Source organism: Citrobacter sedlakii NBRC 105722 (genome assembly GCF_000759835.1).
In the GTDB taxonomy this organism is placed as follows: domain Bacteria; phylum Pseudomonadota; class Gammaproteobacteria; order Enterobacterales; family Enterobacteriaceae; genus Citrobacter_A; species Citrobacter_A sedlakii.
The window spans coordinates 85,762-108,792 of record NZ_BBNB01000013.1; the positions used below are offsets into that span (position 1 = coordinate 85,762).

General features: G+C 55.3%; 19 protein-coding genes. 10 read left to right on the forward strand and 9 right to left on the reverse strand.

What is annotated here, in order from left to right; all coding sequences use genetic code 11:
• Positions 1-39 precede the first annotated feature (39 nt).
• Entirely contained in the window at positions 40-1,476 is a 1,437-nt protein-coding gene (gene nrfA / locus CSE01S_RS17595; protein WP_042291139.1) for an ammonia-forming nitrite reductase cytochrome c552 subunit, read from the reverse strand.
• A 432-nt stretch (positions 1,477-1,908) separates the two neighbouring features.
• On the opposite strand from nrfA, the gene acs reads away from it, so the two are divergent.
• From acs to CSE01S_RS17615, 4 genes are all read left to right on the forward strand, one after another.
• Positions 1,909-3,867: an acetate--CoA ligase gene (acs, locus tag CSE01S_RS17600; protein ID WP_042291141.1), complete on the forward strand. Its 1,959-nt coding sequence runs from the start codon at positions 1,909-1,911 to the stop codon at positions 3,865-3,867.
• 232 nt (positions 3,868-4,099) lie between these two features.
• Positions 4,100-4,414: a DUF485 domain-containing protein gene (locus tag CSE01S_RS17605; protein ID WP_042291143.1), complete on the forward strand. Its 315-nt coding sequence runs from the start codon at positions 4,100-4,102 to the stop codon at positions 4,412-4,414.
• Positions 4,411-6,060, forward strand: a complete 1,650-nt coding sequence (gene actP, locus CSE01S_RS17610) for a cation/acetate symporter ActP (protein WP_042291146.1) — start codon at positions 4,411-4,413, stop codon at positions 6,058-6,060. Before CSE01S_RS17605 ends, actP begins: the two co-directional genes overlap by 4 nt.
• Before the next feature lie 155 nt (positions 6,061-6,215).
• Positions 6,216-7,505 (forward strand): Gfo/Idh/MocA family protein, encoded by a 1,290-nt coding sequence (locus CSE01S_RS17615; RefSeq protein WP_042291148.1) that lies wholly within the window; start codon positions 6,216-6,218, stop codon positions 7,503-7,505.
• 15 nt (positions 7,506-7,520) lie between these two features.
• On the opposite strand, the gene CSE01S_RS17620 is transcribed toward CSE01S_RS17615, so the two are convergent.
• Together CSE01S_RS17620 and CSE01S_RS17625 are read right to left on the reverse strand one after the other, a co-directional pair.
• Positions 7,521-8,210: an LrgB family protein gene (locus tag CSE01S_RS17620; RefSeq protein WP_042291151.1), complete on the reverse strand. Its 690-nt coding sequence runs from the start codon at positions 8,208-8,210 to the stop codon at positions 7,521-7,523.
• Positions 8,203-8,613, reverse strand: a complete 411-nt coding sequence (locus CSE01S_RS17625; RefSeq protein WP_042291154.1) for a CidA/LrgA family protein — start codon at positions 8,611-8,613, stop codon at positions 8,203-8,205. The genes CSE01S_RS17620 and CSE01S_RS17625 overlap by 8 nt, the downstream gene beginning before the upstream one ends.
• A 103-nt stretch (positions 8,614-8,716) precedes the next feature.
• Here CSE01S_RS17625 and CSE01S_RS17630 point away from each other — a divergent pair, with 103 nt between their 5' ends.
• The 4 genes from CSE01S_RS17630 (at position 8,717) to CSE01S_RS17645 (ending at position 14,039) form a co-directional block, all read left to right on the forward strand.
• Positions 8,717-9,628 (forward strand): LysR family transcriptional regulator, encoded by a 912-nt coding sequence (locus CSE01S_RS17630; protein ID WP_042291157.1) that lies wholly within the window; start codon positions 8,717-8,719, stop codon positions 9,626-9,628.
• 254 nt (positions 9,629-9,882) lie between these two features.
• Positions 9,883-10,551: a glutathione S-transferase family protein gene (locus CSE01S_RS17635; RefSeq protein ID WP_042291160.1), complete on the forward strand. Its 669-nt coding sequence runs from the start codon at positions 9,883-9,885 to the stop codon at positions 10,549-10,551.
• A 343-nt stretch (positions 10,552-10,894) separates the two neighbouring features.
• Positions 10,895-12,244, forward strand: a complete 1,350-nt coding sequence (gene ghxP, locus CSE01S_RS17640; RefSeq protein ID WP_042291165.1) for a guanine/hypoxanthine transporter GhxP — start codon at positions 10,895-10,897, stop codon at positions 12,242-12,244.
• Positions 12,245-12,392: 148 nt separating this feature from the next.
• Positions 12,393-14,039, forward strand: a complete 1,647-nt coding sequence (locus CSE01S_RS17645) for a Na+/H+ antiporter (protein ID WP_042291168.1) — start codon at positions 12,393-12,395, stop codon at positions 14,037-14,039.
• 45 nt (positions 14,040-14,084) lie between these two features.
• Here CSE01S_RS17645 and soxR read toward each other — a convergent pair whose 3' ends face one another.
• Positions 14,085-14,543: a redox-sensitive transcriptional activator SoxR gene (soxR, locus tag CSE01S_RS17650; RefSeq protein WP_042291170.1), complete on the reverse strand. Its 459-nt coding sequence runs from the start codon at positions 14,541-14,543 to the stop codon at positions 14,085-14,087.
• Between the two features lie 85 nt (positions 14,544-14,628).
• On the opposite strand from soxR, the gene soxS reads away from it, so the two are divergent.
• Positions 14,629-14,952 carry a superoxide response transcriptional regulator SoxS gene (gene soxS, locus CSE01S_RS17655; RefSeq protein ID WP_042291172.1) on the forward strand — a complete coding sequence of 108 codons (324 nt, stop codon included), beginning with the start codon at positions 14,629-14,631 and terminating at the stop codon, positions 14,950-14,952.
• Between the two features lie 2 nt (positions 14,953-14,954).
• On the opposite strand, the gene pdeC is transcribed toward soxS, so the two are convergent.
• Complete coding sequence (pdeC, locus tag CSE01S_RS17660) at positions 14,955-16,541, reverse strand: cyclic di-3',5'-guanosine monophosphate phosphodiesterase PdeC (RefSeq protein WP_042291175.1); 1,587 nt, start codon at positions 16,539-16,541, stop codon at positions 14,955-14,957.
• Between the two features lie 580 nt (positions 16,542-17,121).
• On the opposite strand from pdeC, the gene CSE01S_RS17665 reads away from it, so the two are divergent.
• Positions 17,122-17,403 carry a YjcB family protein gene (locus CSE01S_RS17665; RefSeq protein ID WP_042291177.1) on the forward strand — a complete coding sequence of 94 codons (282 nt, stop codon included), beginning with the start codon at positions 17,122-17,124 and terminating at the stop codon, positions 17,401-17,403.
• Between the two features lie 46 nt (positions 17,404-17,449).
• Here CSE01S_RS17665 and CSE01S_RS17670 read toward each other — a convergent pair whose 3' ends face one another.
• The 4 genes from CSE01S_RS17670 to CSE01S_RS17685 are packed head-to-tail and all read right to left on the reverse strand — an operon-like array spanning position 17,450 to position 22,116.
• On the reverse strand, positions 17,450-18,325 hold the full coding sequence (locus CSE01S_RS17670; RefSeq protein ID WP_052406308.1) for a 4Fe-4S binding protein: 876 nt from the start codon (positions 18,323-18,325) through the stop codon (positions 17,450-17,452).
• Entirely contained in the window at positions 18,325-19,113 is a 789-nt protein-coding gene (locus tag CSE01S_RS17675) for a dimethyl sulfoxide reductase anchor subunit family protein (RefSeq protein ID WP_042291180.1), read from the reverse strand. The genes CSE01S_RS17670 and CSE01S_RS17675 overlap by 1 nt, the downstream gene beginning before the upstream one ends.
• Complete coding sequence (locus tag CSE01S_RS17680) at positions 19,106-19,735, reverse strand: DMSO/selenate family reductase complex B subunit (RefSeq protein ID WP_042291182.1); 630 nt, start codon at positions 19,733-19,735, stop codon at positions 19,106-19,108. Before CSE01S_RS17680 ends, CSE01S_RS17675 begins: the two co-directional genes overlap by 8 nt.
• Positions 19,732-22,116: a DMSO/selenate family reductase complex A subunit gene (locus CSE01S_RS17685; RefSeq protein WP_042291185.1), complete on the reverse strand. Its 2,385-nt coding sequence runs from the start codon at positions 22,114-22,116 to the stop codon at positions 19,732-19,734. Before CSE01S_RS17685 ends, CSE01S_RS17680 begins: the two co-directional genes overlap by 4 nt.
• Positions 22,117-23,031: the final 915 nt, after the last annotated feature.

Below are 23,031 nucleotides of genomic sequence, written 5' to 3' on the forward strand. Positions count from 1 at the left end.
CCGTTGAGTAATCCGCCCCTGTGTGTGGGGCGGAAGGGGTTATTGGCTTAACAGACCGTTTTTACGCGCCTGGTCTTCCCACTGCGGAATCACCGTTTTGATGAAGTCCTGTTTTTCAGCGTTAATCTGCTGCATGTTCAGACCGATCGCCGCCTGGGCTTTCTCTTTGGTGGAGATATCCGGCAGGGCGATCTCGTGGGTGATGCCTTTGGTCGCCAGCAGACGCGCCAGTTTGGTACGGGCATCAGCGGCTTTATCCATCGCGCCGCCCAGCATCCGCAGCCCTTCTTCCGGCGCATGCATATGAATGCCGTGAGAGGCGATCGACAGATCCCAGCGCCATTGCGCATGGCGAATGTCTTCCAGAATCGGCTTCATTTCCGCTTCCGTCGCTCCGGCATCCCAGGCCGCCTTCGCTTCGAAGTGGGCATGAACCAGTTGATCCTCGACGTTGATTTTCAGCTCGTTGATCGACTTTTTACGCTCGGCGACCACGTTTTGCAGCGCAGCCTTGTCCTGGGTATGGCAGTTCGCGCAGGTCTGGGCGAAGTTGTCGAATGGATTGCCAATCTTGTGGTCGGTGTAGAGTTTACCTTCCGCGTTCTGCACTTTTGGCATGTGACAGTCAATACAGGTCACGTTGTTTTTACCGTGAATACCCGCGCTCCAGGTCTCATATTCCGGGTGCTGCGCTTTTAACATGGGCGTTTTCGACAGCGAGTTGGTCCAGTCAGAGAACGCGATGGCGTCGTAGTATTTCTCCATGTTCTCGACCTTCATTCCCTCATCCCACGGGAACTTAACGGCTTTGTTTTTACCGTCGAAATAGTATTCTACATGGCACTGACCGCAGACCATTGACTGCTGGTCAAAGCGGCTGGCCTTATCGAACGGCTTGCCGATGGTTTCCATTGCGCGTTCCGCATAGGGGCGCGACAGGGTCAGTTCCGGCTTGCCTTTCGCGAAATCGGCGGATGCGGTGTTATGGCAGTCGGCGCAGCCTAAGTTATTGACGATCTCCGGTCCCCCACGCGCCCATTTGCCGTGGAAGTAGCCATCTTCCCCCTCTTTTTGGATCAAACGCGCCACGTCCGGGCTTTTGCAGCTCCAGCAGGCCATCGGCAGCGGACCGTCTTCGGCGTTTTTCGGCGCGCCCGTACGCAGGGTTTCCCGCACGTCGGTTACCGCATACGCGTGCCCGCGCGGTTTGTTGTAGTCACGAGAGAAGGGATAACCTGCCCACAGGATCACCAGCCGCGGATCTTCCGCCAGCGCGTCTTCCCGCGTGGACTGTTCCGACGTGGCTTTCCAGGAGAGGTATTGATCGGGATGTTGAGGCGCGAAGACGTCATTTTTCGCTTCAACGGTAACGGTTTTTGCGGGTGCGGCAGTTTGCTCAGCGTAAACAGCAGAAATGAAAAAAAGCGGTACTATCAGGCTGAAAAAACGGCGTGCACGATGTGTAATCCTTGTCATAGAGGTCTCATCCAGATTGCGCCATTGCTCTTAATGACGGTTCTTTTTTATTCTTTCCATGACGATAACCGCACATAACCGTCATGACATTGCCCTAATCTAGATGTAACAAAAAACCACACGGAAAATGTTGTCTTTAATCAATTGTAAGTGTATGTAAAATACCACTTTAGAGTTAGCCAGCCCATTTTATCGCTACTCCCTTTGTGCTTTTCCTCGTCGAAACACCTTCATAAAAAATTAACATAACCGTCTGTTGCGAAAAGAATTCCCCAACTTTTTTTGGCCTTCTTCAAAAAACGTATTGCCGATTATTTGCACAGTTCCGTTATTGCGTGATCTGCCGCGCAAATACTAAACAAAACTGACTAAACCCCTACATTTAACGTTTATGAGACATATTATTAACATCTTACAAGGAGAACAAAAGCCATGAGCCAAATACATAAACACGCCATTCCCGCCAATATTGCGGACCGTTGCCTGATAAACCCGGAGCAGTATGAGGCAAAATATCAACAATCAATTAACGAGCCGGATACCTTTTGGGGCGAGCAGGGCAAAATTCTCGACTGGATCAAACCGTATACACGCGTAAAGAACACCTCTTTCGCGCCGGGCAACGTCTCGATTAAATGGTACGAAGACGGCACGCTCAACCTGGCGGCGAACTGCCTTGACCGCCATCTGGCGGAAAATGGCGATCGCACCGCCATCATCTGGGAAGGCGACGACGCATCGCAGAGTAAACACATTAGCTACCGCGAACTGCATCGTGACGTCTGCCGCTTTGCCAATGCCCTGCAGGCGTTAGGCATTGAGAAAGGCGACGTGGTGGCGATTTATATGCCGATGGTGCCGGAAGCCGCCGTCGCGATGCTGGCTTGCGCGCGCATCGGCGCGGTGCATTCGGTGATCTTCGGCGGTTTTTCGCCGGAGGCGGTTGCCGGACGCATTATCGACTCCAGCTCGAAGCTGGTGATCACCGCCGATGAAGGGGTGCGCGCCGGGCGCAGCATTCCGTTGAAGAAAAACGTCGACGATGCGCTGAAAAATCCGAACGTAACAAGCATCGAACATGTGATTGTGCTCAAGCGCACCGGCGGCACTATCGACTGGACGGAAAACCGCGATTTGTGGTGGAGCGACGTCATTGAAAATGCTAGTGCTGAGCATCAGCCTGTTGAAATGAATGCGGAAGATCCGCTGTTTATTCTTTATACCTCCGGCTCTACCGGCAAGCCGAAAGGCGTGCTGCATACCACCGGCGGGTATCTGGTGTATGCCGCGAGCACCTTTAAATATGTGTTCGACTACCATCCGGGCGACATCTACTGGTGCACCGCCGACGTGGGTTGGGTCACCGGACACAGCTACCTGCTGTACGGCCCGCTGGCCTGCGGCGCCACGACGCTGATGTTCGAAGGGGTGCCCAACTGGCCGACGCCAGCGCGTATGGCGCAGGTGGTCGATAAGCATCAGGTCACGATTTTGTATACTGCACCGACCGCGATCCGTGCGCTGATGGCGGAAGGCGACAAAGCGATCGAAGGCACCGACCGTTCCTCCCTGCGCATTCTCGGCTCCGTTGGCGAGCCGATCAACCCGGAAGCGTGGGAGTGGTACTGGAAAAAGATCGGCAATGAGAAATGCCCGGTGGTCGATACCTGGTGGCAGACCGAAACCGGCGGTTTCATGATCACCCCGCTGCCGGGGGCGACAGAGCTGAAAGCCGGTTCCGCCACCCGTCCGTTCTTTGGCGTGCAGCCTGCGCTGGTGGATAACGAAGGCAATCCGCAGGAAGGGGCGACCGAGGGCAACCTGGTGATCACCGACTCCTGGCCGGGTCAGGCGCGCACGCTGTTCGGCGATCATGAGCGTTTCGAGCAGACCTACTTTTCGACCTTTAAAAATATGTACTTCAGCGGCGACGGCGCGCGTCGTGACGAAGATGGCTATTACTGGATCACCGGTCGCGTGGACGACGTGCTGAACGTGTCCGGTCACCGTCTGGGCACCGCGGAGATTGAGTCCGCGCTGGTGGCGCATCCCAAAATCGCCGAAGCGGCGGTGGTGGGTATTCCGCACAGCATTAAAGGCCAGGCGATTTATGCCTACGTGACTCTGAACCACGGCGAAGAGCCTTCTCCGGAACTGTACGCGGAAGTGCGCAACTGGGTACGAAAAGAGATTGGTCCGCTGGCGACGCCGGACGTGCTGCACTGGACCGATTCCCTGCCGAAGACCCGTTCCGGCAAAATTATGCGCCGTATTTTGCGCAAGATCGCGGCAGGCGATACCAGCAATCTGGGCGATACCTCGACCCTTGCCGATCCTGGCGTGGTAGAGAAACTGCTCGAAGAGAAGCAGGCTATCGCGATGCCTTCATAATGAGAACAGGCCGGATGGCGCTGCGAAGCGTTTTATCCGGCCGACATTTCTGACCTTACCCCTCTCTTCATCGGGAGGGAAAATATAAAACCCCCCAAAGGATTTCGTGTTGCAGGAAGGCGGCAAACGAACACATCCCCAGTCGCAGAGTGAACCAGGCGACTGGGGTGGGTAAGTGCGGCCAACGCACCTGTGGCGCGAAAGACGCAGGGGGCCTCTGGAGAGCTCTGTGATGAATGACACTATTTATCAGCGGATAGAAGACAGTGCGCGTTTCAGGGAGTTAGTCGAAAAAAGGCAACGGTTTGCCACCCTTCTGTCGGTCATCATGTTGGTGATTTATATCGGCTTTATTTTACTGATTGCTTTCGCGCCTGGCTGGCTGGGTACGCCGCTCCACGCGGGAACCAGCGTCACCCGGGGTATCCCCATTGGCGTCGGGGTCATTCTGATCTCCTTTATTCTGACCGGCATTTATATCTGGCGGGCGAACGGCGAATTCGACCGTCTTAATAATGCAGTACTGCACGAGGTTAACGCATCATGAAGAGAGTCCTGACGGCGCTTGCCGCCACACTACCCTTCGCGGCCAACGCGGCGGATGCCCTTAGCGGTACAGTAGAGCGCCAGCCAACCAACTGGCAGGCCATTATTATGTTTTTAATTTTTGTCGTATTTACGCTCGGAATTACCTACTGGGCCTCTAAACGCGTGCGTTCGCGCAACGACTACTACACGGCGGGCGGCAATATTACTGGTTTTCAGAACGGACTGGCGATTGCGGGCGACTACATGTCTGCCGCCTCTTTTCTGGGCATCTCCGCGCTGGTGTTCACTTCCGGCTACGACGGCCTGATTTACTCGCTGGGCTTCCTGGTGGGCTGGCCGATCATTCTGTTTCTGATCGCCGAGCGCCTGCGTAATCTGGGACGTTATACCTTTGCCGATGTGGCCTCCTACCGTCTCAAGCAAGGCCCGATCCGCATTCTTTCCGCCTGCGGTTCGCTGGTGGTGGTGGCGCTGTATCTGATCGCCCAGATGGTCGGCGCGGGCAAACTCATCGAACTGTTATTTGGTCTGAATTACCACATTGCGGTGGTGCTGGTCGGCGTGCTGATGATGATGTACGTGCTATTCGGCGGTATGCTGGCGACGACGTGGGTGCAGATCATCAAAGCGGTGCTGCTGCTGTTCGGCGCCAGCTTCATGGCCTTTATGGTGATGAAGCACGTCGGTTTCAGCTTCAATAACCTGTTTACCGAAGCAATGGCGGTTCATCCGAAAGGCACCGCCATCATGAGCCCTGGGGGGCTGGTGAAAGATCCGATCTCCGCGCTGTCGCTGGGCCTTGGTCTGATGTTCGGGACCGCCGGTCTGCCGCATATCCTGATGCGCTTCTTCACGGTGTCAGACGCGCGCGAAGCGCGTAAAAGCGTGTTCTACGCCACCGGCTTTATGGGTTACTTCTACATTCTGACCTTTATTATCGGCTTTGGCGCGATCATGCTGGTCGGGGCAAATCCGGCGTACAAAGACGCGGCGGGCGCGCTGATTGGCGGCAACAATATGGCGGCGGTACATCTGGCTAACGCGGTCGGCGGCAATCTGTTCCTCGGCTTTATCTCCGCGGTCGCTTTCGCCACTATTCTCGCGGTGGTGGCCGGACTGACGCTGGCGGGCGCGTCGGCGGTTTCGCACGATCTGTACGCCAACGTGTTTCGTAAAGGCGCCACCGAGCGCGAAGAACTGCGGGTGTCGAAAATCACCGTACTGGTGCTGGGCGTCATCGCCATTATTCTTGGCGTACTGTTTGAAAACCAGAACATTGCCTTTATGGTCGGCCTGGCGTTTGCCATCGCGGCAAGCTGTAACTTCCCGATCATCCTGCTTTCCATGTACTGGTCGAAGCTGACCACCCGTGGCGCGATGATGGGCGGCTGGTTAGGGTTACTGACGGCAGTGGTGTTGATGGTGCTTGGCCCGACGATTTGGGTACAGATCCTCGGTCACGAAAAGGCGATCTTCCCCTACGAATACCCGGCGCTGTTCTCCATTACCGTGGCGTTCCTCGGCATCTGGTTCTTCTCGGCCACCGATAACTCAGCGGAAGGAAACCGCGAACGCGAGCAGTTCCGCGCCCAGTTTATCCGTTCCCAGACCGGATACGGCGTCGAACAAGGCCGCGCCCATTAATCACTCTCCCCCTCCCCGGTCTTTATGGCCGGGGATCACATTTTTCTTCCTGCGTTCTACCCATCTCCCGCGATAGCGCTACAGTACCCAAACAAGAGTGAAACGCTGTTTTTATTACATCAACACGTTAATTCATTTTAAGAGAAGGGAATGCGATGAAGAAATATGCCCTGGTGGGAACCGGCGGTCGCGCTGGATTGTATATTTCGGCAATTGGCGGGCAATGGAAAGAGAACGCCCGGCTGGTTGCCTTCTGCGATACCAACCAGACCCGGATGAACTACGCCAACACATTACTGGAAAAAGAGGGCGCTGCGCCGGTACCGACCTGGAAAGCGCAGCAGTTTGAGGAGATGATCCGTGAAACGCGCCCGGACATTATCATCGTTACCACCATGGACCGCACCCACGATGATTACATCGTCCGGGCGCTGCATGCGGGCTGCGACGTGATCACCGAAAAACCGATGACTATCGACGAAAAGCGCGCCCTGCGTATTCTGGATGCCATTGAAGAAACAGGCCGCCAGGTGCGCGTCGCCTTCAACTATCGCTATGCCCCACACCACAGCAAAGTGCGCGAACTGCTGATGAACGGCACGATCGGCGAGGTTTACTCCGTCCACTTCGAATGGCTGCTGAACACCGAGCATGGCGCAGACTATTTTCGTCGCTGGCACCGCGAAAAGCGCAATAGCGGCGGCCTGCTGGTGCATAAATCGACCCACCATTTCGACCTGATGAACTTCTGGTTGGCCAGCACGCCAGCGCGCGTTTACGCTGAAGGCGGCCTGCGTTTTTATGGCAGAGAGAACGCCGAACGACGCGGCGTCACGCAGTTTTATCCCCGCGCCCACGGCTACCCGCAGGCGAAAGACGACCCGTTTGCCCTGCAAATGGCAGAGAATCCGCAGTTGAAAGCGCTCTATCTGGATGCGGAACATGAGGATAGCTACTTCCGCGACCAGAGCGTGTTCAGCGACGGCATTACCATTGAAGATACGATGTCGGTGCTGGTGAAATATCAGAATGACGTACAGCTGACGTATTCACTGAACACTTATCTGCCCTGGGAAGGGCTGAACGTGGTCTTTAACGGCAGCAAAGGCCGTCTGGAGATGAAGATCGTCGAGAAATCGTACGTTAACGCTGGCGGCGAACGCGCCAACGAAGGCAGCCTCGAGACCTGCGATATTACCGTCTTCCCAATGTTTGCCGCGCCGTGGAAAGCTGACTTCACGCTGGGCGAAGGCGGACACGGCGGCGGCGACAACGCGATGCTCGCCGATCTGTTTGGCGAGGTGAAACACGACCCGCTTCAGCGCGCCGCCGACCACCGCGCCGGGGCGATGTCGATCCTCACCGGCATCGCCGGAAACCTCTCCATGCAGCAGCAGCGTCCGGTCCACTTTAACGAATTTGCGCTGGCGTCGCGTCTGACATAACCCAACCGCCGCCGGTCAGAACATCAGCTTCGCGACCAGCGGCGCAATGAGCACCATCACGACGCCGGAGAGCATCATCACCAGGCTGGCGACGACGCCCTCCTGCTGCCCCAGTTCGTAGGAGCGCGCCGTTCCTGCGCCGTGAGACGCCGCGCCGAATCCGGCGCCTTTCGCCATACCTTCGCGTATCGACAGCCGCAGAAACAGCGCATCGCCAACCGCCATGCCAAACACGCCGGTCACCACCACGAACAGCGCCACCAGATCCGGCTGTCCGCCGATAGGCTCCGCCGCCGCCAGCGCAAACGGGGTGGTCACCGAGCGAACGGCCAGGCTGCGCTGGATTTCATCGGAGAGCGTAAACAGCCGCGCCAGCCAAACCGAACTGGTGACCGCCACCACCGTTGCCGTCACCACGCCTGCGCTAAGGGACATCCAGTGACGTTTGATGATGGCAAAATTGTCGTAGACCGGCACTGCAAAGGCGATGGTCGCCGGACCAAGCAGCCACAATAACCAGTGCGACTCGCCAATATAGCTTTGCCAGGAGATATGCCCAAACACCAGCATCAACACCAGCAGCGCCGGGGTGAGCACCAGCGGCATCAGCGGCAGTCGGCGAAAGCGGCGATACAGGCGCTTGTTGAGAAAATAGATGACCAGTGTGATGACCAGACAGAGCGCGCTAAGCTGAAAATTACTCACGATTTAACCTGCGCAACTCATAGCGATACACCTTGTCCACCACCCACGCGGTCGCACCGAGTACCATCAGGGTGCTGAGCGCAATCACGGCAAAAATACGCCAGCCGTCGATCAACAGCAGTTGCGCATAGTTCACCACCGCCACCACCGCGGGCACAAAGAACAGCAGCATTTCCGCCAGCAGCCAGCGGGCCCCCACCCGCACCCAGCGCAACGGCAGGATCCGACACACAATCAGCGTCAGCATTAGCACCATGCCCACCAGATTGGCCGGAAGCGGCAAATGCAGCCAGGAGACAAGGTTTTGCGCAACGATAAACAGACCAGCGTACAGCAGAACCTGAACCGGAACCTGAAGTCGCTGTACGACAACAGGCGTAATGCGGCGTATCGCCACAGCCATGAAGGGATGTCCTGAAAAATAATTCGGAGCGCCAGTATAGAGAGCGCCCGTCGATGAAAGAAATGAATTAAAATCATTGCGGTCATAGTCGTAAGGAATAGTCATGGACATCAGAACGCTGCGTTATTTTGTCGAGGTGGTGCGCCAGCAGAGTTTCACCCGCGCGGCGGAGAAGTTGTATGTCACGCAACCCACCATCAGCAAAATGTTAAAAAATCTTGAAGACGAGCTTAACTGCACGCTGCTGATCCGCGACGGGCGCAAGCTTTTGCTCACGGACACCGGACGGGTGGTGTTTGAGCGCGGGCTGGCGATTCTGGCGGAGTTTCGCCAACTGGAAGCGGAGCTGGGAGACATCAACCATCTCAACAAAGGCCTGCTACGGTTAGGCATTCCGCCCATGGTCGGCATGTTGATGGCGGGGCCTATCAGTCTGTTTCGCCAACGCTATCCGGGCGTCGAGCTGAAGGTCGCGGAGTTTGGCGGCCTGACGGTGCAACAGGCGGTGATGAATGGCGAACTGGACGTGGCGATGACCGCGCTGCCGATAGAAGCTGAAAGCGGTCTGGCGACCCTGCCGCTGTTTAACCATCCGCTTTGCGTCCTGGCGCCCCGTGCCGGTCAGTGGACAACCTGTGAGTCCGTTTCCCCCGAAACGCTGGCGGAGCACCCGCTGCTGATTTACAACGAAGATTTCGCCCTGAGCCGTCAGTTGATGCAGCTTTTTAGCGAACGCAACGTCAAGCCGCGCATTGCGGTACGCAGCGGACAGTGGGATTTTCTTGCGGCGATGGTACAGGCAGGCGTCGGCATTGCTATTCTGCCGGAGCCCATCTGTGAACGGCTGGATAAAAACACGCTGCGCTGGATCCCGCTGGAAAGCGAACTGCGCTGGCAGCTCGGGATGATTTGGCGCGAAGGGGTCTACCTTTCCCATAGCGCCAAAGCGTGGCTTTCATGTTGCGAAGGATTCTGGGCAGGGGCATCGCAAACCATCAACCCGGCAAAAAACTAAAGCGCCACAAGGGCGCTTTAGTTGTTTTCCGGTCTTTGTCTTTCTCTCTATCCCGCTGAGTTCACGGGAGGGTTTCCCCCGACGTCAACACCCCTCATTCGAGCACGTGGTGGAGGTTCCGGTTTGTGTTGATACTGTAAGTGTATGCCGAGGCCGCCTGTTTGCCAGCCGACATGGTGATTTTTTAGCCGAATTTTTTTCGTCATCTTCCACAATTTTCTATAGTTAAGAAGATGAATTCACAGGAGCCTCACATGCTAACGGTACATCATTTAAACCAGTCTCGTTCCCAGCGCATTCTCTGGGCGCTGGAAGAACTATCGCTGCCCTACCAGATTGTCCGTTACCAGCGTGAAAAGACCCTGCTTGCCCCGCCGGCGTTGAAAAAAGTGCATCCGCTCGGCAAGTCGCCCGTGGTGGAGGATAACGGCGTCGTCATTGCGGAATCGGGTGCAATCCTTGAATACTTGCAGGAAACCTACGACAACGAAGGCAAATTTAAACCCGCCGACGCGGAACAGAAGCGGCAGTACCGATTCTGGCTGCACTATGCGGAAGGTTCGCTCATGCCGTTACTGCTAATGAAACTGGTCTTTGTCAGTCTTGGCAAGCCGCCGGTTCCCTTTGGCTTGCGCGCGCTGGGCGGTGCGCTGGGAAAAGGCGTGCAGAAAGCGTATCTCAATCCACAACTGGAAACCCACGCGCGTTTCATTGACGCTCACCTTGCCGAACATCTCTGGTTTGCCGGAGAACCGTTCAGCATGGCCGACATTCAGATGAGTTTCCCGCTGTTTGCTCTACTGGCGCGCGGCGGCATCGATAATCTCTCCCACATCGAGGCATGGAAAAAACGGGTGGAAATGCGTCCGGCCTGGCAGCGGGCGATTCAACAGGGCGGCCCCTTTGAGATCCCCGGGGGGTGAGGACGAAAATGTCTCCTGTGCCCCGCGCATGGGCGAAACGACACGGCAAATTATGTTGCCAGATTGCGCATCGACGGTAACGTTTGCGCATCAGTTGATGATTTCTTCGTCGTTAACGCAAGAAATGCATAAAAAGCGACAAAGTTCAGTTGAAAATCGCCATATGATCGCTGGATAATCGTTTGCTTTTTTTTACTACCCGTTTTTTTATGCGCGGAGCTAAACGTTTGCTTTTTGCGACTCCCCTTTTGTCGCGACAGAGCACAGGGAATTGACGTTTCGCTGGCAGTGGATTGTCCACCACGCATAAAGACGAAAAATAAACTCTCAGGGGATGTTTTCTATGTCTACGCCTTCAGCGCGTACCGGCGGTTCACTTGACGCCTGGTTTAAAATTTCACAACGTGGAAGCACTGTCCGTCAGGAAGTGGTTGCCGGGTTAACAACGTTTCTGGCGATGGTGTACTCGGTTATCGTGGTGCCGGGCATGCTGGGCAAAGCTGGCTTTCCGCCTGCCGCGGTATTTGTCGCGACCTGTCTGGTGGCGGGGTTAGGCTCCATCGTTATGGGGCTGTGGGCGAATCTGCCGCTGGCGATCGGTTGCGCCATTTCACTGACCGCATTTACCGCGTTCAGCCTGGTGCTCGGTCAGCAGATCAGCGTGCCGGTGGCGCTGGGCGCGGTATTCCTGATGGGGATTCTGTTTACCATTATCTCTGCGACCGGCATTCGTAGCTGGATTTTGCGCAACCTGCCGCAGGGCGTCGCGCATGGCACCGGTATTGGTATCGGCCTGTTTTTGCTGCTAATTGCGGCAAATGGCGTAGGCCTGGTAATCAAAAACCCACTGGATGGCCTGCCGGTGGCGCTGGGTGACTTCGCAACGTTCCCGGTGATCATGTCGCTGGTCGGACTGGCGGTAATCCTCGGCCTTGAAAAGCTGAAAGTGCCGGGCGGCATTTTGTTGACCATCATTGGTATTTCGATTGTCGGGCTGATCTGTGATCCGGCGGTGAAATTCTCCGGCATTTTCGCGATGCCGTCGCTGAGCGATGAAAACGGCAAATCGCTGATTGGCAGCCTGGATATCATGGGCGCGCTGAATCCGGTGGTGCTGCCAAGCGTGCTGGCGCTGGTTATGACCGCAGTGTTTGACGCAACCGGCACCATCCGCGCCGTGGCGGGGCAGGCGAATCTGCTCGACAAAGACGGCCAGATCATCGACGGCGGCAAAGCGCTGACCACAGATTCCCTGAGCAGCGTGTTCTCCGGTCTGGTGGGCGCAGCGCCGGCAGCGGTGTATATCGAATCCGCGGCAGGGACGGCAGCGGGCGGTAAAACCGGCCTGACAGCGATCACCGTCGGCGTTCTGTTCCTGCTGATCCTGTTCCTCTCTCCGCTGTCCTATCTGGTGCCGGTATACGCGACGGCGCCTGCGCTAATGTATGTGGGCCTGTTAATGCTGAGCAACGTGGCGAAAATTGATTTCGCCGACTTCGTCGACGCGATGGCGGGTCTGGTCACAGCGGTGTTCATCGTGCTGACCTGTAATATCGTTACCGGCATCATGATCGGCTTTGCCACGCTGGTGATTGGTCGTCTGGTTTCCGGCGAATGGCGCAAGCTGAACGTGGGTACGGTGGTGATCGCCATCGCGCTGGTGACGTTCTACGCGGGCGGCTGGGCGATTTGATCGCGAAGTGATTCCGAAAACGGGTGGCTTTGGCCGCCCGTTTTTATTTTCACCGCACATTTCGTTGTCTTTTGCGATACTCTGAAAAAGGTAAAATCGAGGCACGAAGCCTCTCAGGCACATAAAAAACATCGCAAACAGGGAACGCATGGAAATTTTTTTCACAATACTCATCATGACCCTTGTGGTCTCGCTGTCCGGGGTATTTACGCGCGTATTGCCCTTCCAGCTCCCCTTACCCCTTATGCAGATTGCCATCGGCGCACTGCTGGCATGGCCCACATTTGGTCTGCATGTGGAATTTGATCCCGAACTGTTTTTAGTTCTGTTTATTCCGCCGCTGCTGTTCGCCGACGGCTGGAAGACGCCGACGCGCGAATTCCTTGAACACGGGCGAGAGATCTTCGGTCTGGCGCTGGCGCTGGTGATTGTCACCGTTGTCGGCATCGGTTTTCTGATTTACTGGCTGGTGCCGGGCATCCCGTTGATACCCGCTTTTGCGCTGGCGGCAGTACTGTCGCCAACCGATGCGGTGGCGCTTTCCGGCATCGTCGGTGAAGGACGTATTCCGAAGAAGATCATGGGCATTTTACAGGGCGAAGCGTTAATGAATGACGCTTCTGGTCTGGTGTCGCTGAAGTTTGCCGTCGCGGTGGCGATGGGCACAATGATCTTTACCGTTGGCGGCGCAACCGTGGAATTTCTTAAGGTGGCGATTGGCGGTATCCTCGCGGGCTTTGTGGTCAGTTGGCTGTACGGGCGTTCGCTGCGTTTTCTTAGCCGCTGGGGCGGCGATGAACCCGCGACACAGATCGTGCTGCTGTTCCTGCTGCCGTTCGCCTCTTACCTGATTGCCGAACACATCGGCGTGTCGGGAATTCTGGCGGCAGTCGCCGCCGGGATGACCATCACCCGTTCCGGCGTCATGCGCCGCGCGCCGCTGGCCATGCGCCTGCGCGCCAACAGTACCTGGGCGATGCTGGAGTTTGTGTTTAACGGCATGGTCTTTTTACTGTTGGGCCTGCAACTGCCTGGTATTCTCGAGTCGTCGCTGGTGGCGGCGGAAGCCGATCCAAACGTCGAAATCTGGATGCTGTTTACCGACATCGTGCTGATTTACGTCGCGCTGATGCTGGTGCGCTTCGGCTGGCTGTGGACGATGAAAAAATTCAGCATGCGTTTTTTGAAAAAGAAACCGATGGAGTTTGGATCGTGGACCACGCGTGAAATTCTTATCGCCTCTTTTGCGGGGGTGCGCGGGGCGATCACGCTGGCGGGTGTGCTCTCCATTCCTCTGCTGCTGCCGGATGGCAACGTTTTCCCGGCGCGTTACGAACTGGTGTTCCTCGCCGCCGGGGTGATCCTGTTCTCGCTGTTCGTTGGCGTGATAATGCTGCCGATACTGCTGCAACATCTGGAAGTGGCTGACCATTCGCAGCAACTGAAAGAGGAACGCATCGCGCGCGCGGCAACGGCAGAAGTGGCGATAGTAGCGATTCAGAAAATGGAAGAGCGCCTGGCGGCGGATACCGAGGAGAACATCGACAACCAACTGCTGACCGAAGTGAGTTCGCGGGTCATCGGTAACCTGCGTCGCCGCGCTGACGGACGCAACGATGTCGAAAGTTCGCTACAGGAAGAGAACCTCGAGCGTCGTTTCCGCCTTGCCGCGCTGCGTTCTGAACGCGCGGAGTTGTACCACCTGCGCGCCACGCGTGAGATCAGCAATGAGACCCTGCAAAAGCTGCTGCATGACCTTGATTTGCTGGAAGCGCTGTTGATTGAGAATCAGTAATCCTGTCGCCCGGATGCGCTTAGCGGTCCGGGCCGGCGAAAAACGTTAATCATCCTCCAGCAGCCGCGCGCCGGTACCCTGTTCACCAAGTCGGTCGCCAGGGTTCCGCAACGGGCAATCCTTACGCGATAAGCAGCCGCAGCCGATACAACCGTCCAGCTCATCGCGCAGCGCCACCAGCGTATGAATGCGACGGTCCAGTTCATCCCGCCATTGCGAAGAGAGCTGCTTCCACTCCTTCGCACTCAACGTATGGCCTTCCGGCAGTACCCCAAGCGCCTCGCTGATGGTCGCCAGCGGAATGCCGATCCGTTGGGCAATCTTAATGATCGCCACATAACGCAACACATCGCGCTTATACCGCCGCTGATTGCCGCTGTTACGAGTACTGCTAATCAACCCTTTACTTTCATAGAAGTGCAGCGCGGATACCGCCACACCGCTGCGTTTCGCCACTTCGCCCGGCGTCAGCAAGGCTTTTATGCGGGGTAATTTCTTTTCCATAAATCGCTTTACCTCAAGTTAACTTGAGGAATTATACTCGCCCGCAGACAAAAGACGAATCGAACCCTGAAAAAGAGGCAACGCTATGTCCCATCAGCAAATTATTCAGACCCTTGTTGAATGGATTGATGAACATATCGACCAACCGCTGAACATTGATGTGGTCGCGAAAAAATCAGGCTATTCAAAATGGTATTTACAAAGGATGTTCCGCACCGTGATGCGCCAGACGCTCGGCGACTATATCCGCCAGCGCCGACTGCTGTTAGCCGCCGTGGAGTTGCGTAATACCGAGCGACCCATCTTCGATATCGCTATGGATTTAGGCTACGTATCACAACAGACCTTTTCCCGCGTTTTTCGCCGGGAGTTTGATCGTACACCCAGCGACTACCGCCATCGTCTGTAAGTTTACTGCCCGCGCGACATCAGACGTGCGGGCGGCTGCTGTAGCCAGTCGATGAACGCCTGCGGCGGCAGCGCTTTCGCGAAGTGCCACCCCTGACAATACTGTACGCCGCGCTTAAGCAACCAGTTGACCTGATCCGCCGTTTCCACGCCTTCCGCGATGGTTTTCAGCCGCAGGCTTTGGGCCATCTCGATAATATGCTCCGCGATCAGGTGGCTGGTGCTGTTCGTGGTGAGTGTGTCGATAAACGATTTATCGATCTTCAGGATATCCACCTTCAGGGAATACAGGTTATGCAGGTTGGAATAGCCGGTGCCAAAGTCATCGATCGCCACTTCGTAGCCCGCCTGACGAAACGCCTGAATAACCGGCGTGGTTTTCGGCACGTCGATAAAGCCCCGCTCAGTGACTTCCACTTTGATCTGTTGCGCAAGCACACCGTACTGACGCGCTTTGTTGGCGATCAGGGCAATCAGTCGGGAAGAATGGAAGTCTGACGCGGAGAGATTGATCGAAATATACAGCGACGGGTTTGCCGCCAGAAACGCCCCCATCTCCCGGAAAACGTCCTCCACCACATAATCGGTGATCTGCGCGATCATCCCCTCTTTTTCCGCCAGGGGGATAAATTCGGCGGGACTCATGACCTGTCCGTTGTATCCAGGCCAGCGCAGCAACGCTTCCGCGCCCACGCATTTCTCATTTTTGATGTCCATAATCGGCTGATAGTGTACGCACAGTTGGCGCTGTTTAAGCGCCCGCTGCAGCATCCGCGGCGGCGACCTGTATTGCCGACGCGCCCGCGACCAGAGCAGCAACAGCAGTATGCTGCAAAGCACGGCAAGCGGAAGGGTGAAAAGCAGTTGCTGGTACAGATTTTGATAAAATCGACCGGTCGTTGTCGAAACAATCACCGCGATGGGGCGTTTATCGGAATGAACGAGCGTGTAAAAACGGCCATCCTGCTGAAACACGGACTGACCGCGGCGCACCAGCGGCAGTAGCTCCGCAACCCACGCTTTTTCGCTGACGGAAAAGAACGTATCGGTAACCGTGTCGAAAACGCCCCAGGCAAGCGCCGGATCGTCTGTCATCACTTCGCTGAAGGATAAGGGATTGATCACTGCAACGTAATTGCCACGCTGCATATACGTCATTTTGTAGCCTGTAAAAAAGGGCGTGTCACGGAAGTAATAAATCGCGACATCAGGTTTTCGTTTATACTCAGCGTCCGGCATAATAAAGGGCGTGGTCGGCGCCATGACCGTTGAACATAAAAAGCGATTACCCTGAGCATAAATTAACTCATTGATATAAAGACGCCCACGAATAATATTTAACATTCTTTGCCGATGTGCGGGGGTACAGGCTTGTCCCTGATACTGTTCGGCGGCGTCGCGCGCTAAATCAGCCTGTAAAATAACCAGTTCAGTTTTATCTAATGTCAGTTGTGCGAATATACGCAATTGATGACTGGTCTGGGATACGGCTCGCAATTGGGCAAACCATAGCGCTAACATCATGGGAAGCAACACCACCATGATTATCCCGAGAAACCTCAGCATCTTCCGTCGCGCCTGATGATTCATTTCAGCCCTATATCCCTGCATATTATACGCCTGTTATTATCGAGGCCGGATGCCATACCTGGATAATTGCCATTGCCGCCAACGCACGGGCAATCTGAAGCCTGACAGGTATAAATCACACAGGGGTGTTACGTTGCATGAATCCTACAATATTAGCAACTGACTTTTATTAGTAAAAGTCTGATAATATCAGGGGTTATTAATATCATTTCGTGGTTCATTCCTGGCAAGCCATCATTTCTATTAAGCAGTGGCGTTCAATTTCCCGGTATTATTTTGGACAAACCAAAAAAGGTCGACTTAATCGCGCGTTATTAACGCTCTATTCCGACCAGACGCCCCGATGCTTTTACTTCCGCTGAACACCTTTACCCACACGCAAAGCATGGTTAAAAAGCAAACAAAAAATCCTCGCCCTGGCTGGAAAATAAGCTCATTAACGTGATATAGTTCACAAAAATTATGAAACAGAAACAACGTTTCATTCGTGTTAATGTGAATGCCTGTCGATAGCCAGAGTGTTACACGCCCGTGAAAACGCCGCGCTGTCCGGGCACCTGCTTTTCAGAGGAAATGTTTCATGGCAACCCTAACCACTGGCGTGGTGCTTCTCCGCTGGCCACTGCTGAGCGCCGTGCTGATGTTTTTAGCCAGTACGCTGAATATCCGTTTTCGTAAATCCGACTATATTGGCCTGGCTGTTATCAGCAGCGGTCTGGGCGTTATCGCCGCCTGCTGGTTTGCCACCGGGCTGCTCGGCATCACCCTGATGGATATCTCCGCCATCTGGAAAAACATCGAATCCGTTATGGTCGAAGTGATGAGCCACACCCCGCCCGAATGGCCGATGGTATTGACCTGATTCCCGGCCCCGCGTTTGCAATCCCGACGGGGGCCTGGTCAGTCCATTACCGCCCCCGCATTCCGTATTCATGCCGCTGGCAAATGGGACACCGTGTGTCGTCTGCGCCAAACGTGGCGAACACCCGGCGACAGTCCCGGCAGACCTTACGCGTAAACGGATAGTGCTCTGGCTGACTCTCGCCCACGCTGTGCCTGGTCGTAATCGCTTTTGTCGGGCAAACTACCGCGCAGTTATTGCACCCCGTACAACGTGACATCTCTGCGCGTAACGCCCGTTCGCCAATCTGAATCGCCTTCTCCTGACAAACCCGTTCACACGCTCCGCAGAGTACGCAACTGGCGATATCAAGCTGTAGCGCATAGTCCTGCATGTGCGGCATACGGCTTCGGCGCAAACGCGGCGACGGGTTCACGCTCGCGGTCTGCACCTTCTCTTCGCTGACGTGCAGTAAATGACGTCGCGCCACGTTCACGCGCTTCGCGGACGGCGGAATCACTTGCCAGAGTGGTTCCCCCAGCGCCCTAAGGCGAATATTTAACGCCGCCACGGCAAGCGCCCACGTGGGATATGCATCGATGTCGATTTCCAGTCCGCGAATCTGATACTGAAGATGCCACATCAGCAGTTCTTCTACACTCGCCGCCTGGGCGGTAAACGGCGCCACCAGCGTTTGCTGACGGTAAGAACGCCGGGCGGTTGGCAGATCTTCCAACGCATCGACAGGACAAACAAACGTACAATGACCGCATCGAATGCAGCGATCGTTGTCCAGCGTAACCGTAGAGGCAGAAAACGAAATGGCCTGCGCCGGACAGGCCTGACGGCAGGCGTCACAGGTATGTTGAGGAAAACGCTTACGTACGCAGGAGGCGCCCACACCCGGCGGTGTGGGCGTTTTCATCAGGGTAAAAAGGGCCATTAAAGAATGCTGAAGAACATAAAGCGCAGCAGCGCCTCAGCCACAACCAGCCCCAGCCCGCCCAGCAGCATCGCCGTGCGGCACGAGCGCCATGCGCCAATGGCGAACAGCAAGGAACCCAGTACGGAAAGTCCCCAGGCAACGTTTCTTAGCCCTGTCAGTTGGTGAAACGCGACCAGCGGCTGATGCGGCAGCGTGACCACCTCGTTCAGGCTTGCGGATGCCAGAAAGTTGACATAGTCCGGCTGCACCAGCAGACGAATGGCGGTGATCGCCACCACCAACACCGCGGCCATCCGCAGAAGCCGTTTGATACCCGGCAGCAGGCCGTTGCCGATCGCCGCACCCAGAATGCCCGCCGCGCCAAAGAACATGACCCAGGTATTGATATGCTGCCAGGTCACGACCGACGAATGGACATAAATTGCGCCCATGCAGTAGATATCCACCAGTCCGGCCAGGGTCGCCAGCGCCAGCAGGAGGCGCGAAGGCTGTTTTTTCAACATCACCAGCAGCGTTGCCAGGCCCAGAATCGCCAGATAGAGGCTGGCAAAGACGATCTCCCGGCTCAGCCATGAACTTTCCACATGGCGCAGCGCATTAAACGCATTCAGCGGGTAACCGAGGTGCAGCGTCGAGGCGATCAGCCCCAGTCCGCCCATCACGCAGGAAACCAGCATCGCCGGCAGCAGCGACCGCTTCTCGCCCGTCGCCAGGGCAATAAACAGCGTCAGCCCTACGGAGCCCTGCACCAGCAGGGTGAAAATCAGCAACGGTAACTCATGCATGGCGTTTACCTCCCTTCTCTGCGCCCTGGTGCGGTTTGATCACTAAATTCGGATGGGTAATGGAGGAGTCTGGCAGCCCCTGCACATCGCAAACATCGCCGTATTTAGCGCGCAGTTCGTCAATCGGACCGAACTTAATCGCCTCCAGAGGACAGGTCGCCACGCACACCGGCTGCTCGCCTTTTACCAGCAGGTCGATGCACATATCGCATTTCGACATCTGTCCGGCCTCGGTGTCCATCTGCGGCGCGCCGTAGGGACAGGACCAGGCGCAATAGCCGCAGCCGACGCATTTATCGGTATTGACCCGCACAATGCCGTCGCCTGGACGTTTGTGCATCGCCGTGGTCGGGCAGTTCTTAGTGCAAATCGGGTCGTCACAGTGGTTGCACGAGATCGACATCGTGTACGCGTAAACGTTGTTCGCCACGCCGCCCTGTCCGGTGGAGATAAACCCTCCGCCATTGACTTCATACACCCGACGAAAACGGCGTCCCACTTCCAGATTATGGCGATCTTTGCATGCCACCTGACACGCCTTACAGCCGGAACAGCGCGACGTATCGATAAAGAAACCAAGCTGTTTGTCGCTAACGGGCGGATACTCTTTAAATTGACTCATGCTTTAACGACCTCCACCAGCATGGTTTGATGTGAATTCCCTTTTGCAAGAGGCGTAATACGCGTTGAGCTCAGCACGTTCGGACAACCGCCATGATCGACGCCCTCTGCGTCAGGTTGCCACCACGCGCCGGCCTGCATCGCCACCACGCCGGGAATAATGCGCGGCGTGACCTCTGCTGGCACCTGGCAAATACCACGGTTGTTGTGGATACGCACGGTGTCGCCGTGGGCAATGCCGCGTTTTTGTGCATCAACCGGGTTAATCCACAGCTTCTGTTCCTGCACTTCCTGCAGCCACGGGTTCGCGTACTGGGTAGAGTTCGCGCGGTTTTTGCCTTTCCAGGTGATCATCTGTAACGGGAAGGATTTCGTTAGCGCGTCCTGTGGCCCCTCGTGTGCGGGCACGTAGTGCGAAAGCGCCGGAATTTCCGGATGCTGCATGTCGTAGAGACGCTTCGAGAAGATCTCAATTTTACCCGACGGCGTTGGGAACGGATGGTTTTGCGGATCGCGAATGTTGTCCTCAAAAGCCACATACGGCTTGCTCTTGAACAGATGGCGACGCTTCACCTGTAATTCAGCAAAGTCCGGCAACTGCTGTTCCGGCATTGACAGCCGCGTCTGTTCCCAGATGTGCTCAATCCACTCTTTCTCACTGCGGCCCTCGCTGAACGCGGGTTCCACGCCGAGCTTCGCCGCCACTTCGCGGATCCAGTCGTAGTCGGAGCGACGCTCAAAGTCGGGTTCCACCAGTTTTTCCGACAGCACCAGGTAGTTTGCCGTTCCCCAGGTTTCGCCAATGTTCCAGCGCTCCATAAAGCTGGTTTCCGGCAGCAGAACGTCGGCATATTTCGCGCTCGGCGTCATATACAAATCGCTGACCACGATGAACTCGATTTTCGACTCGTCGGCTAGGATCTTTGCCGCCTGATTAACGTCCGGGTTCTGGTTCACCAGATAGTTGCCCGCCAGCGAAAAGAGAATGCGGATGTTGCTCTTAAGCTGCTCTGCATCCTTCAGCCCTTGTTCCGGGGTCACCTTGCTGGCATCGTCCGCCGCCTGCACCCAGTTCATGATCGAGATTTTCTCTTTCACCGGGTTTTCCGGCATTTCCGGACCGGTGGTGAACAGGCGATTGCCGCAACCGCCGTAGCCCGCCGCCCAGCCACCTTTAACGCCAACGTTGCCGGTAATGGTCGCCAGCAGAGTGGAACCGCGCGCGGTACGTTCGCCGCAGATATGACGCTGTGGGCCCCAGCCCTGAATCAGCGCCGCCGGTTTGGTGGTGGCATAGTCGCGCGCCAGCTGGCGGATGGTCTGCGCAGGCACATGGGTGATTTTTTCCGCCCACTCCGGCGTTTTAGGTACGCCGTCTTTATCGCCCATCAGGTAAGCGACCAGCGACTCGTTCGCCGGAACGCCTTCCGGCATGGACGCTTCATCAAAGCCGAGCGTATAGCGTTCAATAAACGCTTTATCATGCAGGTTTTCGCTGATGATGACGTACATCATCGCGTCCATCAGCGCGTTATCGGTGGTCGGAAGCAGGGGGACCCATTGATCGGCCAGCGATGAAACGGTGTCGGAATAACGCGGATCCACGACAATAAAACGCGTGCCGTTCTGCTTCATCCGCTGGAAATAGTGGTTGGTATGACCAAAAATGGTTTCTGTCGGGTTATGCCCCCACAGTATTACCAGCGGTGTATTTTCCAGCGTATCCAGCGAGTTGCCGCTGGCGGCGACGCCGTAGGTATAGGGGGTGGCGGCAACCGTATTGCCAAGACTCACCGAATGGTAATATTCCAGATAGCCGCCGGTTTGATTTAACAAGCGACGAATCATTTTATCGCCGGAAAAAGTTCCGCCGCTGGTCGCGGTGTTATTATGAACAAAGCGAGAAGCCGGGCCATATTTTTCGGTAATACGTTGTAAATTATCCGCAATAAGTGTGACGGCTTCCGCCCAGGAAATACGTTCAAACTTTCCTTCACCGCGTTTTCCCACGCGTTTCATTGGGTATTTCAGACGGTCGGGATGATAAACAAATTTACGATAACCCCGTCCGCGCACGCAGGCGCGCATAATGGGCATATCCGGATCTAATTCATTATCGGGACGGGTGGTGATTTGCGTCACCACGCCATCGCTAACGTGGGCGCGGATATCGCACTTTCCGCCACAGTCGAAGGTGCTACAGGTAGGTACTACACGCTCTGCCGGGGTATCTACCGACGCGTCGGCGTGTCCGGTCTCTGCGGCTTTTGCCTGTTCCGACAAAATAAAAGGCAGCGTGACTAACGCTGCGCTCGCTTTTAACATGCCCCGCCGGGAGACATTCAGAGAGGGCGTATCCTCTCTTATTTCGTGATCTTGCATTTCATCCCCTCAAAAAGCGTATCATCAGGGGTAATTCATTTTGGGTATTTGATTTTTATCAACCGAAATAAATAGCCATGGTGTTTTTGAAGACTTTTTATAATAATAAGAAGCATTCCCAAATATTTTTACTTTCTCTTTAACTCATTATTCACGAAATAATTGCTTTCCTAACACTTACTCAAAAAAGGGAAAAAAAGCACAACCTCCCGGTGTGAAATAAAATCGTCCACAAATTTGAAGTGAGAACTATTCTCATATTAATGGGCGCCAGGAAAAATTAACTGTCGAAACGATTGGCTAAGCCTACTCCTGTTCATTGCGCACCTTATGCGCCTGAGCACCACGACGGGTTAACGTCCGGGCGGGCGCGCAAAGTGCGGTTGGCCTTTGACACCAACGAGATGGCAGGTTACGTCGATTGTTCTGTGGGATGAACCCACAACCCGCCTCGACTCAATGAGCAGGTAGTATTGATGGGACAAATACAGACGTTCAGACAAGCGGGGAAAACGGTGGCGCAAGGAGACGCCGCCCACGTAATGCAACCTCGTGTTTTATAGCAAATATGTAATATTCATACTGAAATACCTCCTGAACCTGTTTTTGGAAAACCACTGTGTATTTTCCGTTAACGACACGTGGTCTGATTAATTACCAGACCGCGTATAGGATAATTATTAAAACTGCATAAGAATCTGCCTAATGTCATTATTATTCAGGTTTTAAAAGTTATGTAAGGAAGACTATTTTTATTTCTTTTAACCCAGATATTTTACGAAAGCATAGGTTGAAATACCGCTGACAACCGCAATTGCTATCGCAAAAATAATCAATACAATCAACCTCTTGCCATTATAAATGCCAAACATACACCCTCCTTTCTAAAATTTACAAAAGCCATTAAGACACTGA

What these genes read in the sequence shown, in the direction of transcription:
- nrfA (WP_042291139.1), bottom strand. Translation starts at nt 1,476, where the DNA reads ATGACAAGGATTACACATCGTGCACGCCGTTTTTTCAGCCTGATAGTA.
- acs (WP_042291141.1), top strand. Translation starts at nt 1,909, where the DNA reads ATGAGCCAAATACATAAACACGCCATTCCCGCCAATATTGCGGACCGT.
- CSE01S_RS17605 (WP_042291143.1), top strand. Translation starts at nt 4,100, where the DNA reads ATGAATGACACTATTTATCAGCGGATAGAAGACAGTGCGCGTTTCAGG.
- actP (WP_042291146.1), top strand. Translation starts at nt 4,411, where the DNA reads ATGAAGAGAGTCCTGACGGCGCTTGCCGCCACACTACCCTTCGCGGCC.
- CSE01S_RS17615 (WP_042291148.1), top strand. Translation starts at nt 6,216, where the DNA reads ATGAAGAAATATGCCCTGGTGGGAACCGGCGGTCGCGCTGGATTGTAT.
- CSE01S_RS17625 (WP_042291154.1), bottom strand. Translation starts at nt 8,613, where the DNA reads ATGGCTGTGGCGATACGCCGCATTACGCCTGTTGTCGTACAGCGACTT.
- CSE01S_RS17630 (WP_042291157.1), top strand. Translation starts at nt 8,717, where the DNA reads ATGGACATCAGAACGCTGCGTTATTTTGTCGAGGTGGTGCGCCAGCAG.
- CSE01S_RS17635 (WP_042291160.1), top strand. Translation starts at nt 9,883, where the DNA reads ATGCTAACGGTACATCATTTAAACCAGTCTCGTTCCCAGCGCATTCTC.
- ghxP (WP_042291165.1), top strand. Translation starts at nt 10,895, where the DNA reads ATGTCTACGCCTTCAGCGCGTACCGGCGGTTCACTTGACGCCTGGTTT.
- CSE01S_RS17645 (WP_042291168.1), top strand. Translation starts at nt 12,393, where the DNA reads ATGGAAATTTTTTTCACAATACTCATCATGACCCTTGTGGTCTCGCTG.
- soxR (WP_042291170.1), bottom strand. Translation starts at nt 14,543, where the DNA reads ATGGAAAAGAAATTACCCCGCATAAAAGCCTTGCTGACGCCGGGCGAA.
- soxS (WP_042291172.1), top strand. Translation starts at nt 14,629, where the DNA reads ATGTCCCATCAGCAAATTATTCAGACCCTTGTTGAATGGATTGATGAA.
- pdeC (WP_042291175.1), bottom strand. Translation starts at nt 16,541, where the DNA reads ATGAATCATCAGGCGCGACGGAAGATGCTGAGGTTTCTCGGGATAATC.
- CSE01S_RS17665 (WP_042291177.1), top strand. Translation starts at nt 17,122, where the DNA reads ATGGCAACCCTAACCACTGGCGTGGTGCTTCTCCGCTGGCCACTGCTG.
- CSE01S_RS17670 (WP_052406308.1), bottom strand. Translation starts at nt 18,325, where the DNA reads ATGGCCCTTTTTACCCTGATGAAAACGCCCACACCGCCGGGTGTGGGC.
- CSE01S_RS17675 (WP_042291180.1), bottom strand. Translation starts at nt 19,113, where the DNA reads ATGCATGAGTTACCGTTGCTGATTTTCACCCTGCTGGTGCAGGGCTCC.
- CSE01S_RS17680 (WP_042291182.1), bottom strand. Translation starts at nt 19,735, where the DNA reads ATGAGTCAATTTAAAGAGTATCCGCCCGTTAGCGACAAACAGCTTGGT.
- CSE01S_RS17685 (WP_042291185.1), bottom strand. Translation starts at nt 22,116, where the DNA reads ATGCAAGATCACGAAATAAGAGAGGATACGCCCTCTCTGAATGTCTCC.